Annotated in this window: 10 protein-coding genes; 1 reads left to right on the top strand and 9 read right to left on the bottom strand. The window is 72.3% G+C overall.

Translation table 11 applies throughout. The features are described 5' to 3' along the window. Window position 1: 1 nt before the first annotated feature. The 6 genes from P2424_RS25115 to P2424_RS25140 all read right to left on the bottom strand — a co-directional run bounded on the left by P2424_RS25115 (window position 2) and on the right by P2424_RS25140 (window position 6167). Window positions 2–739: an ABC transporter permease gene (locus P2424_RS25115; protein WP_276477979.1), complete on the bottom strand. Its 738-nt coding sequence runs from the start codon at window positions 737–739 to the stop codon at window positions 2–4. Continuing rightward, complete coding sequence (locus P2424_RS25120; RefSeq protein WP_276477980.1) at window positions 736–1707, bottom strand: ABC transporter ATP-binding protein; 972 nt, start codon at window positions 1705–1707, stop codon at window positions 736–738. Before P2424_RS25120 ends, P2424_RS25115 begins: the two co-directional genes overlap by 4 nt. A 233-nt stretch (window positions 1708–1940) precedes the next feature. Further along, window positions 1941–4322, bottom strand: a complete 2382-nt coding sequence (locus P2424_RS25125) for a hypothetical protein (protein WP_276477981.1) — start codon at window positions 4320–4322, stop codon at window positions 1941–1943. Window positions 4323–4450: 128 nt separating this feature from the next. Continuing rightward, window positions 4451–4834 (bottom strand): DUF6113 family protein, encoded by a 384-nt coding sequence (locus tag P2424_RS25130; protein ID WP_276477982.1) that lies wholly within the window; start codon window positions 4832–4834, stop codon window positions 4451–4453. A 17-nt stretch (window positions 4835–4851) separates the two neighbouring features. Further along, on the bottom strand, window positions 4852–5814 hold the full coding sequence (gene mshB, locus P2424_RS25135) for an N-acetyl-1-D-myo-inositol-2-amino-2-deoxy-alpha-D-glucopyranoside deacetylase (RefSeq protein ID WP_276477983.1): 963 nt from the start codon (window positions 5812–5814) through the stop codon (window positions 4852–4854). Between the two features lie 158 nt (window positions 5815–5972). Further along, window positions 5973–6167 carry a hypothetical protein gene (locus P2424_RS25140; protein WP_276477984.1) on the bottom strand — a complete coding sequence of 65 codons (195 nt, stop codon included), beginning with the start codon at window positions 6165–6167 and terminating at the stop codon, window positions 5973–5975. Window positions 6168–6448: 281 nt separating this feature from the next. Between P2424_RS25140 and P2424_RS25145 the strand changes: the two genes are divergently transcribed. Next, a complete protein-coding gene (locus tag P2424_RS25145; protein WP_276477985.1) occupies window positions 6449–8632 on the top strand; it encodes a prolyl oligopeptidase family serine peptidase in 2184 nt (727 codons plus the stop codon). Between the two features lie 113 nt (window positions 8633–8745). Here P2424_RS25145 and P2424_RS25150 read toward each other — a convergent pair whose 3' ends face one another. The 3 genes from P2424_RS25150 to P2424_RS25160 are packed head-to-tail and all read right to left on the bottom strand — an operon-like array spanning window position 8746 to window position 11950. Then, window positions 8746–9864, bottom strand: a complete 1119-nt coding sequence (locus P2424_RS25150; RefSeq protein WP_276477986.1) for a dipeptide ABC transporter ATP-binding protein — start codon at window positions 9862–9864, stop codon at window positions 8746–8748. A gap of 25 nt (window positions 9865–9889) precedes the next feature. Next, window positions 9890–10960 carry an ABC transporter ATP-binding protein gene (locus tag P2424_RS25155; RefSeq protein WP_019354448.1) on the bottom strand — a complete coding sequence of 357 codons (1071 nt, stop codon included), beginning with the start codon at window positions 10958–10960 and terminating at the stop codon, window positions 9890–9892. A 12-nt stretch (window positions 10961–10972) separates the two neighbouring features. After that, window positions 10973–11950: an ABC transporter permease gene (locus P2424_RS25160; protein ID WP_276477987.1), complete on the bottom strand. Its 978-nt coding sequence runs from the start codon at window positions 11948–11950 to the stop codon at window positions 10973–10975. Window positions 11951–12025: the final 75 nt, after the last annotated feature.

Here is a 12025-nt window from a genome sequence, read left to right on the forward strand (position 1 = left end):
ATCATGCCGTGCGGGTGTCCTTGCGGTAGAGCCAGGCCGCCGCTCCGGCGAAGAGGACGAGGTAGGCCAGCAGCAGCGCGGCGTCGCCCGGGTGCGGCGCCTCGCCCACCTCCACGGCCCGGCCCAGCGCCGTGTAGGCGTAGGTGGGCAGCCACTCCCCGATGTCCTGGACCCACTGCGGGAGGGTCGACATGGGCAGCCACAGCCCGCCCAGGAAAGCCAGCCCGAAGTAGCAGAGCATCGTGATCGGCCGCACCGCGTCCCCCGTCGCCAGGTAGCCGAGGGCCACGCCCAGCGCCGCGAAGACGAAGCTGCCCGCCCACGAGCACAGCGCGACCGCGGCCCACTGCCACGCCTGCAACCGGACGCCCATGACGAGGGCGCCGGTGAGCAGGACCAGCAGGATGGACGGCAGGCTGACGGTGGCGGCCGACGCGACCTTGGCGGTGACGTAGCCGCGGCCCGGCAGAGCCGTCAGCCGGAGCTGCCGCACCCAGCCGGCCTCGCGCTCCTTGGCGATGCGTTCGCTGTTGCCCATCAGCACGGCCGTCATGGCGCCGAACGCGGCCATCGCGACCATGTAGTACAGCTTCATGTCGACGCGGAGGCCCGGCATGTCGCCCGGGACGTCCCGGCCCGCGATGATCATGTAGAGCACCGGCGGGTAGATCACCGAGAAGAACATGAACTTCTTGTTGCGCAGTGAGCGCGTGATCTCCAGCTTGACGAGGGTCTTCACCGTGCTGCCGCCTTCCGGCCGTGGTTCTGGGAGGTGGAGATGCGGGCCTGTTCCGCGCGGGAGGTGAGGGTGACGAACGCCTGCTCCAGTCCCAGGCCGGTGACCTCCAGACCGTGCGGATAGATCCCCAGCGCGTAGAGCGCGTGCACGGTGGCGTCCGCGTCGGTCGAACACAGCCGGACGGCTGCCCCGGCCAGCCGCAGTTCGCCGACCCCCGGGAGGGCGCGCAACTGCGCCTCCAGCACTCCGTCGGGCACCATCTCCAGCGTGAAGCCGACCCGGCGCACGCCCGCCATCGCCTTGATCCCGGCCGCGCTGCCGTCGGCGAGCAGCCGTCCCCCATGCAGCACCAGCACCCGGTCGGCCACCTCGTCGGCCTCCTCCAGGTAGTGCGTGGCGAACAGCACCGTGCGGCCCCCGGCGGCCTGGTCCCGCATGGCGGACCAGAAGGAGCGGCGTGCGGTGACGTCCATGCCCGTGGTGGGCTCGTCCAGCACGATCAGATCGCTGTCCCCGGCGATCGCGAGTGCGAACCGCACCCGCTGCTCCTGGCCACCGGAGAGCTTGCCCACCATCCGGTCGGCCAGCTCGGTGATGCCGGCCTCCAGCAGCACCCGCTCGACCGGGTGACCGCGCGGATGCAGGTCGCAGGCGAGTGCCACGAGTTCCCTGACCCGTACACCGTCCATCAGACCGCCGGACTGGAGCATGGCGCCCACCCGGCCGTCGGTGACCGCCTGCCGCGGTGTCTTCCCGAACAGCCGCACCCGGCCGCCCGGGTCCGGGGTGCGCAGCCCCAGGAGCAGATCGAGGGTGGTGGACTTGCCCGCTCCGTTGGGGCCGAGGAGGGCGACGGTCTCACCGGGGTGCAGGGCCACCTCCAGCCCGTCCAGGGCCCGGACCGAACCGTAGGTCTTGCCTGCGGAGAGGAACTCCACGGCCGGTGCCGTGGCGTGCGTCGATGTCATGCCCTCAGGTTCGCCCGGCGCGCGGTGCCGGTGGCAGTGCCGATGGTCGTGACCTGCGGCTGACAGATGTCATGCCCGCGGGCCCGCCTCGGTGGCCGGAAGCGGCAGCGGCCCCGCGCGGGCGTGCGGGCCGAGTACGGCACGAGGGGTGCCCCGCCGCTGCGGGGCACCCCTCGTGAACGTCCGCGCGCCGCCCGGGCGCTGCCGTGCGGAACGGGCCGGCCGGATACGGCTCAGCGGGAGCGGGATCCGGGGACCGTGGCGTAGCGCCGTCCCGGCTCCGGCGGCGCCTTCTTGCGCAGGGCTTCCACCATGGCGACGGCCGCGTGCTTCGGGGTCATCCGCACCGTTCCGGCGCCACCGTCGATCACGACGTCGTCGAAGGCCGACCCGTAGGTCTTCTTGAGCTTCGCCGGGTCGATGGCCGGCTGGAGCCTGCCGCTGCCGCCCGCCCGCATCGTGAGGAACTTGCCCATGGTGTCCTGGCTGAACGGCACCACGACGTCGCCCGCCTTGAGCCACACCCAGCCGGACATCGCGGTGCGGCCGAAGCCCTTCACCGCCTTGTTCAGCTCGGCCTCGGTCACCTTGGGCTCGCGCACCGTGCCGGGGAGCGCCACCGGCTCGTTCTTGCCGGAGACCGCACGCTCCCGGAACGCCTTCTCCAGCGCGGCCGGGGCCTTGTCGACGTCGATGACCTTGTGCGGACTGCCCTTGACGGCCACCGCCTTGCCGCCGGTGAACTTGACCATGCCCTCGGAGGGGGACTTCGCCTCCGCCTCGGCCATGACGGGCTTGAGCGCGGCCCGTACCTTGGCCTCGTCCACCGTGATGGCCGGGTCCGCCTGGCGGGTACCGCCCATGAGGGAGCCGAGGACGGAGACCGGGTTGTAGTCGCGTCCGGCCGCGGCGCGCACGGTGGCCTCGGTGTCCAGGGTGACCCCGGCGACGCCGGGCTTCAGCTCGGTCCGACCGCCGGCCGTCTCGATCTTGAACGGTTCCTTCGTCCGGTCGCCCAGTTCGGCGTCCAGCTTGTTGACCGCCTCGTGCTTGCTCAGGCCGCCGATCTCCACGCCGAGCACGGTGGTGCCCTTGGGCACGTCCGCGTGGTCGAGCAGCAGACCGGTGCCGTAGGCGACCCCGAGGACGCCGACAACGGCCGCGCCCGCCAGCACCAGTTTGGAACGGCCGCGCTTCTTGGCCGGTTCGCGGGCTGCTCCACCGCTCTGCGGCAGCGGTCGGGCGGGGGTGTCATCCGGCCCGCCGGAGTCGGCGCCGGGCGCCGGGCCCGCACCGTCGGGCTCACCGCCGGCTGCTCGCGGCGGGCCGCTGACCATGGTGTCGCTCGACAGCCGCGCGTCGCCGCCGCGCGCTCCGGGAGCCGCCGGGCCCGCGCCCGGGGCACCGGCGCGGTCCGGCTCGGCACCGCCGGGGAACCGGGGCGTGCCCGCGGGGGGCGTGCCCCCGGGGCCGTCGGCGAGGCCCGCGGGGCCGCGGCCGAACGGGTCCGGTCCGGAGCCGCCCTGCCCGGGCCCACCGGGCACTCCTGGACCGGCGGGCCGGCCCGTGCCGAAGCCGGGCCCGCCGTCCGCGCCCTGGCCCGCGCCCGGCGCGGCCAACGGGCCGGGGCCGGGTACGCCGGGGGCGGGCGGCACGGGCATGTCACCGCTGGCGGGCCCGGTGGTGGGACCGGCGGGCCCGCCCAAGGGGTCCGCACCGAGGTGCGGCATCCCGTCGGGAGGCGTGTCAGCGGGACCGGCTCCGCCCGGAAACGCCGGTCCCACACCGGGCGTTCCGGGGATCCCGTGCGAACCGGTCGGCTCCGGAATCCCGTGCGAACCGGTCGGCTCGGGAATCCCGTGCGAGCCCGTCGCCTCCGGAATCCCATGCGAACCCGTCGCCTCCGGAATCCCATGCGAACCCGTCGCCTCCGGAATCCCATGCGAACCCGTCGCCTCCGGAATCCCGTGCGAGCCCGTCGACTCGGGGTCCGGGCCGGTGGTGGGGTAGGGCGACTCGCCCCGGTCCGCGCCACCGGCACCGCCGGGCACGCCCGCGCCAGGCCCGCCACCGGCCGCCGAGGCGGACGGTGCGGCACCGCTCCTGGGCGACTTGCGGGGCGCGAACCAGTCGCTGGTCTCCTGAGTGAACTGCTCCTCGGCGACGGACGCGGCCTCGGCACGGCTCCCGGGACCACCGGGGGTGCCGGTGCTGCCGGGCGGCGACGCCTCCGGCGCGGGCGGGGGGACAGCGGTGCCGGAGCCACCGCCGGTAGCGCGCTGGCCCGCCCCGAGGTCCGGGGCGCCCTTGGCGTCCCGGCCGCCGACGGCGGGGTCCGCTCTCCCGGACGTGTCGTCCGCGTTCTCGTCCGTGACCGGGGTCCGCATCACCACGGGCGGAATGGGCCGCGAACCGGGGATGTTGATGCGGATGCGGGTGGTCAGCGTCGTCTCGGTCCGGGGCTCGTCCGGCTTGGACCCGGCCGAAGGTTCGGCACCCCGGTCGTCCCGGTCCGCGCCGGAGCCCGAGGTGCCGTACGGCTCGGTCCCCGAGGGGTACGACGAACCGCCGCGCCCCTTGGGCCCGGAGGACGAACTGTCAGTTTCACGACTCAAAGCAGGTACTCCCGGATGGATTCGCCGTCTTCCTGTCGGCCTGAAGGCGGCTCGCCGGCGCGCACCACTGTACTTGGGGCGCGGGGCACCGACCCCGCGACCACCTGATCGCCCCGATGACGGCCCTCTCAGCGGTTCTTGTCGAGTGATACCGGTGGCGCGGGAAGCGCGATGGTGGTACACATCACAGCCACCAGCATGCCGCCGAACAGGTAGACATAACTACCGATCCCGGCGGCGTACAGGAAATCACCCTCAGCGCGGGAGGACGTCGTCAGGAGCACCGCGAGCACCCACCCGGCCGCCGGAGCCGCGGCTCCGACCTTCGTGCGGCACAGCGTGGCCCCGCCCCAGAAGAGCCCGCCCGCCGCGGCCAGCGCGAGCAGCAGCCCCAGCGGGAACCAGCCGCCCTGGACGAGGGTGCCGGCCACTCCGGTCAGCAGGCCGAGAAGGACCAGTGCCGCGTAGACGGCGATCCGGGCCCCGTACGCGCGCGGGTACGCACTCCGCACGCCAAGACCCCCCGCGCTCACACCCGCACCTCGGCGAACAGGTCGTCGGCGCGGGCCGGGTCCGCGTCGCCGCGGTGGGCGCGCTGGAAGAACTCCGTCCCGGTCAGCGGCTGGGCCAGTCCGTTGGAGAGGGCGAAGAAGGCCCCGCCGGAGGTACGGCGCACCGACACCTGGGTCTCGTGTGCCGCCATGGCCGCCGCCTTCGCCTCCGTGTACGCTCCGGCGTCCACGGTGACATCCACCTGGGCGGCGCTCTCCACCACCCCCGGCACGTCGTCCGGCTGTGCGAAGCCCGTTCTGCCCTGGAAACCGGGGAAGGGGAAGACCTCACCCTCCGCGTCGGCCGCGTGCAGCAGCGCGAAGCCTTCCTCCAGGACCGGCCGGGGCACCACGTTCCAGTACACGCGCTGCACCTCGTGCGGTCCGCCGCCGACGCGTCCGGTCTCCCGCGCCGCGATTTCGACCGCGCGCATGGCGACGCGGTGAGCCTTGATGTGGTCCGGGTGGCCGTAGCCCCCGTCCGGCCCGTAGGTGACGAGCACCTGGGGGCGCACCTCGCGCAGCACGGTCGCGAGCAGGCGCGCGGCCTCGTCCAGGTCGGCCTGCCAGAAGCAGCCGGGGCGGTCGTTGGTGGCCGCTCCCATCATCCCGGAGTCCCGGTAGCGCCCCGGCCCGCCGAGGAAGCGGTGGTCGGTGACGCCCAACGCGCGCATGGCGGCGCGGAGTTCCCCGATGCGGTGCGGGCCGAGGGTGTCGTCCTGGTCCGGCGCCAGGTGGGCCAGCCCGTCCGGGACGACCTCGCCCTCCTCGCCCAGGGTGCAGGTGACGAGGGTGACGTGGGCGCCCTCCGCCGCGTACTTGGCCATGGTGGCGCCCGTGGTGATCGACTCGTCGTCGGGGTGCGCGTGCACCAGCAGCAGCCGGCGCTCGGAGGCGGCCGGAGAGCCGGGGGCCGCCCCCGGGGGAAACGCAGCGGTCATGCCCCGAGCCTACGACGGGCACCGCGCCCGGAGGGGGTGCGGGCACCGTCCCGGCCCGGCGGCGTCACGACACCGGCACGGCGCGGGCGCCGCGGGGCACCGGCACGGCCCCGGGTGTTGTTGCGGGGCGGGCGACGAGGGTACCGAGGAGGGTCCGGTCAGAACTTCAGCTCCCCGATCATGCCGGCGACGTTGGAGGTCAGATCATTGATGGTGGGCGCCATCGAGGAACTCGCCAGATAGAAGCCCAACAGCATGCAGATCACCGCGTGTCCGGCTTTGAGCCCGGATTTCCTGACGAGCAGGATGACGATGATCGCCAGCAGCACCACCGCCGAAATCGAGAGTGCCACGGCGGTTCACCTCCAAGTCGCACGGTCGGTTCGGGGGATCTCGGTACGGGTCGCACGGACACGGCAGCACGCCTCCGGCATGGAGGAGCCACCGGCTTCATACCCAGCCCTCACCATGCGCAACGGATCATAATTATCCGGGTGACCGCACGGCTCGGTGCACAGGTGCAGACGAGGGGCGCATATTCAGTTCCAGCCAACTGCACACCACCGGACGATCGTTCCGGACGACGCCTCCGGAGCGGACCGCGGCCCGGCGCGTGCGCAGTACGGTCGGCCGCATGGCTACGACTTTCCCGCGGCAGCACGCCCGTACCCACAGATTCACACTCGGGGCTCCGAGGTCCTTCACTGTCGCCCCGGACGGCACACGAGTCGTCTTCCTTCGCTCCCGTAACGGCTCCGACCTGGCTCACCTGCTCTGGGTGCGGGATGTGGCGAGCGGCGAGGAGCGGATCGCGGCCGACCCCGAAGCGCTGCTCGGCGGCGCCGCCGAAGAGCTGTCGGCGGAGGAGCGGGCGCGGCGCGAGCGGAGTCGCGAAGGCACCGCGGGCGTCGTGGGATATGCCACCGACACGTCTGTGAACAGCGCCGCTTTCGCTCTTTCGGGTCGGCTCTTCACCGCCGACCTGCTCTCCGGACAGGCGCGGGAGCTGCCGGTGCCCACGCCGGTGGTCGACCCGCGCCCCTCCCCCGACGGCCGGCACGTGGCCTATGCCACCGGCGGAGCGCTGCGGGTGGTGACGGCGGCGGGTGCGGACGACCGGGCGCTGGTCGAGCCCGAGGCCGAGACCGTCACCTGGGGCATGGCCGAATTCGTCGCCGCCGAGGAGATGTCGAGGACGCGCGGCCACTGGTGGTCACCGGACTCGGACCGGCTGCTGGTCACCCGTGTCGACGACGCGCCCGTGCGCCGCTGGACCATCGCCGACCCCGCCAACCCGCACGAGGAGCCGGCCCGGATCGCCTACCCCGCGGCCGGAACCGAGAACGCCGAGGTCACGCTGCATCTTCTCGATCTGGACGGAACCCGGTGCGAGGTGGTCTGGGACCGCGGGCGCTATCCCTATCTGGCCCGTGCGCACTGGTCGTCCGGCGGGCCGCCGCTGCTGCTCGTACAGAGCAGGGACCAGCGCGAGGCGGCGTATCTGAGCGTGGACACCGCGACGGGTGCGACGTCCGTCACACTCACCGAGAATGATCCAATCTGGCTGGAACTCTTCGGCGGGGTCCCGGCCTGGACGCCGGACGGCAGCCTGGTACGGATCACGGACGAAACCGGTGAACCGGACGGCACCGCCGGCACCCCGGGCGCACGGGTGCTCATGGCGGGCGCACGGCGGCTGACCCCTGCCACCCTGCATGTGCGGGCCGTGCTCGACATCGGCGAGCAGGACATCCTCTTCTCCGCCTCCGAGGGCGACGGCGCACCCCGGTCCCGCCCCGGCGACATCGGGGTCTACCGGGTGCCGCCGGCGGGAGGCGAGCCGGTGCGGGTGACCGACGGGGACGAGCCCCACGTGGCGTCCGCGGTGCGCGGCGGCGGGACGCTGGTGCTCTCGACCGCGACCCTGTCCCGGCCGGGTTCCCGGGCCGTCCTGCTGCACGAGGGTGGCGCGGCACCCGGGGGCGGCGAGCCAGCCGCCGTCGCATCGTTCGCCGAGAAGCCCGTGCTCGGCACCGCGCCGCGCCTGGTGCACGCCGGGCAGCGGCGCATTCCGGCCGCCGTCCTCCTGCCCACCGGATACCAAGAGGGAGACGGGCCGCTGCCGGTGCTGATGGATCCCTACGGCGGGCCGCACGGACAGCGGGTGGTGGCCGCGCACAACGCGCATCTGACGGCCCAGTGGTTCGCCGACCAGGGCTTCGCCGTGGTCACAGCCGACGGCCGCGGCACCCCCGGGCACAGCCCCGGCTGGGAGAAGGCCGTCTCGCGCCGGCTGGCCTCCGTCACGCTGGACGACCAGGTGGCGGCGCTGCAGTCGCTGGCCGAGGAGTATCCGCTGGACACCTCCCGGGTCGGCATCCGCGGCTGGTCCTACGGCGGATATCTCGCGGCACTCGCGGTGCTGCGGCGACCCGACGTCTTCCACGCCGCGGTCGCCGGTGCCCCGGTGACCGACTGGCGGCTGTACGACACCCACTACACGGAGCGGTACTGCGGCACCCCGCAGGACGACCCCGAGGTCTACGTCGAGTCGTCGCTGATCACCGACGCGGGACTGGCCGGGGCGGACCGGGACGCTCCGCACCGGCCGATGATGATCATCCATGGGCTGGCCGACGACAACGTCGTGGTCGCGCACGCCCTGCGGCTCTCCTCCGCCCTGCTGGCCGCCGGGCGTGCGCACGAGGTGCTGCCGCTCTCGGGCGTCACGCACATGGCCGGTGATGCCGAGGTGGCGGAGAACCTGCTGCTGCTCCAGGTGGACTTCCTGAAGCGGTCGCTGGGGACCGGCGGCTGACCCCAGCGGCCGGCCGGACCGTCGCGGGCGGCTCGGCCGGCCCGCTGCGGCCCGGCCGGGAAAGCCACGGCGGAGGGTTCCGGGCCGGGCCCGGAACCCTCCCTGCTACCGGACTACCGGCCGGCCTCCACGGCGGCGTCCTGGGTACGGGCCACGGTCGTCGGCTCCTCGGGGAAGTGGCAGGCGGTCAGGTGGCCGCCGGTGTTCCCGGGGATCTGGACCAGCGGCGGCTCGTCCGTGGCGCACTTGTCCTGGGCCTTCCAGCAGCGGGTGCGGAACCGGCAGCCCGAGGGCGGGTTGACCGGCGACGGCACGTCCCCCACCAGCCGGATGCGCTCCCTGGCCTCGCCCCCCGTCGTCTCCTCGTCGTTCAGCACCGCTTCCGGCACCGCCGAGAGCAGCGCGTGCGTGTAGGGGTGGCGGGGCCGGTTGTAGATGGCTTCGCGCTCGCCCACCTCGACGATCTTGCCGAGGTACATCACCGCGACCCGCTCCGAGAAGTGCCGCACGATCGCCAGGTCGTGGGCGATGAAGACGAAGGCGATCCCCAGGTCCCGCTGGACCTGCTGGAGCAGGTTGACGACCTGGGCCTGGATGGAGACGTCCAGCGCCGAGACCGGCTCGTCGGCCACGATCAGCTTCGGTTCCAGCGCCAGGGCGCGGGCGACGCCGATCCGCTGGCGCTGGCCGCCGGAGAACTCGTGCGGGAACCGGTTGTAGTGCTCGGGGTTGAGACCGACGGTCTCCAGCAGTTCGCGGATGCGCTTCTCCCGGCCGCCGGGCGGGTTGATGCCGTTGACCTCCATGGGGCCGCCGATGATGGCGCCCACGGTGTGCCGCGGGTTCAGCGACGAGTACGGGTCCTGGAAGATCATCTGGATCTCGGAGCGGACCGGTGCCAACTGCTTGCGCGTCGCGTGGGTGATGTCCTGCCCGGCGTAGCTGAGGGAACCAGCGGTGGGCTCCAGCAGCCGGGTCAGCAGCCGTCCCGTCGTGGACTTGCCGCAGCCCGACTCGCCGACGAGTCCGAAGCTCTCGCCCGCGTGGACGGCGAGGTCGACCCCGGAGACGGCCTGGACCTCGCCCACCTTCCGTTTGAAGGGGAAGCCGCCCATGATCGGGAAGTGCTTGGCCAGGTTCTCGGCCTTCAGCAGCGGCTCGCCCGTGCGCGCGGGCCGCTGCTCCCGCGGTTCGCCCCCGCCCGGCTCGGTCAGGGTGCCGTCATCGCTCATTGGTCTGGGTCTCCCTCTGCCCGGCCTAGCTCAGCCTGGGCTTGATCTGCTCGACGAAGAACGTCCGCTTCTGCTCCGCCGTCAGGTGGCAGGCGGCGCCCCGGCCGTCCGGAAGCTGCGGCCGGTCGGCGGTGCAGGAGGCACCGGCGACCTCGTCCACGAAGTCGCAGCGGGGGTGGAAGGGGCAGCCGGGCGGGGGTGCGAGCAGGCTGGGCGGGGTGCCGAGGATCGGTGAGAGCTCCTCGTTCACGTCCCCGGTCAGCCGGGGCATCGAGGTGAGCAGGCCCCAGGTGTAGGGGTGCTGCGGCGCCCGCAGCACCTCTGCGACGGAGCCCCGCTCGACGGCCCTGCCGCCGTACATCACCAGGATGTCGTCCGCGACGTTGGCGATGACGCCGAGGTCGTGGGTGATGAAGATGATCGCGGAGCCGAACTCCTGCTGGAGGTCCTTGAGCAGGTCGAGGATCTGCGCCTGCACGGTGACGTCGAGCGCGGTGGTGGGCTCGTCCGCGATCAGCAGGTCCGGGTTGCACACCAGCGCCATGGCGATCATCGCGCGCTGCCGCATACCGCCGGAGAACTGGTGCGGGTAGTCGTTGACCCGCAGCTTCGCGTTCGGGATGCCGACCTTGTCGAGCATCTCGACGGCGCGCAGCTGCGCCTCCCGCTTGGAGCAGCCGGTGTGCTTGCGGTAGGGCTCGGCGATCTGCCGGCCGATCGTGTAGTAGGGCGAGAGCGCGGTGAGCGCGTCCTGGAAGATCATCGCCATCTTGTTGCCGCGCAGCGACTCCAGGGTCTTCTCCCGCGCGCCGGTCAGCTCCTGGCCGTCCAGCATGATCTCGCCGGAGACCGCGGTGGTGCGGGGGTTGTGCAGTCCGAGGATGGACAGGTTGGTGACCGACTTGCCGGAGCCGGACTCACCCACGATGCCGAGGGTGCGACCGCGTTCCACGGCGAAGGAGAGCCCGTCGACTGCCTTGACGGTGCCGTCCTCGGTGTCGAAGTGCACGTACAGATCGCGCACCGAGAGGAAGGCGTCCCCGTCGCCGGCGCCGCGCGGGCCCGGTACGTCGGCTTCCTTGGTCAGGGTGGTCATGAGCCGGTTCTCCTAGGACAGCCGCACGCGCGGGTCGATGAACGCGTAGGCGGCGTCCACGATGATGTTGAAGAGGATGATGAAGGTGGCCGCGAAGAGCATCACGCCCATCACCATGGGCAGGTCGGTGTTCTGCACCGAGTTCACCGCGAGGGTGCCGAGCCCCGGCAGTGAGAACGTCCACTCGGTGATCATCGCGCCGCCGAACAGCGACCCCATGTCGACACCGAAGATGGTGACGATGGGGATGAGCGAGCCGCGCCAGGCGTAGCGGAAGAAGACGTACTTCCCCGACATGCCCTTGGCCCGCGCGGCTTTGACGTGGTCCTCCTGCAACTGTTCGATCATCGAGGAGCGGGACAGACGGGTGTAGTTCGCGGTGAAGATGATCTGGATGACCAGCCAGGGGAGCAGCAGTCCGAGGAACCAGCCGACCGGATCCTGCGTCAGCGGCACGTACTTGGGCTGGTCGAGCAGCTCCAGGTTGTAGACCACCAGCGCGAGCACCAGCGGACCGATGAAGTAGATCTGCATCGAGGAGAGCAGCAGCGACATCGAGCTGAACGCCTTGTCGATGAGCGTGCCCTTCTGCCAGGCGGCGATCATGCCCGCGCCCAGCCCGATGATCAGGAAGACCACGGCACCGCCGATGGTCAGCGAGACGGTGGTCGGGAAGCGGTCCAGGATGGTCTGCCAGACCGGGTCCTGGTTGGCGAAGGAGTAGCCGAAGCACGGTGCGGGGCAGTCCCCGACGTTGAACTGGCGGCCGGCGACGATGCCGACCATGAAGTGCCAGTACTGCATGGGGATCGGTTCGTCGATGCCCATGTTCTTGCGGATGACCGCGAGCGCGTCCGGCGTGCAGTTCTTGCCGCAGGCCAGCATCGCCGGGTCCCGTGGGACGGCGTAGAAGAGGAAGAAGGTGACGGCGCTGATGATCAGCAGGATCACCACGGCGCCGAGCGACCGGCGGATGAGGAATCGCAGCATGACGGAACGCAGCTCTCGTGCGACAGCGGAATCGAGACGTGCGGGACGGCGGAGTCCGGGCGAGCGGACTCCGGG

Origin of the sequence: Streptomyces sp. WMMB303 (assembly GCF_029351045.1) — a bacterium.
Lineage (GTDB): Bacteria > Actinomycetota > Actinomycetes > Streptomycetales > Streptomycetaceae > Streptomyces.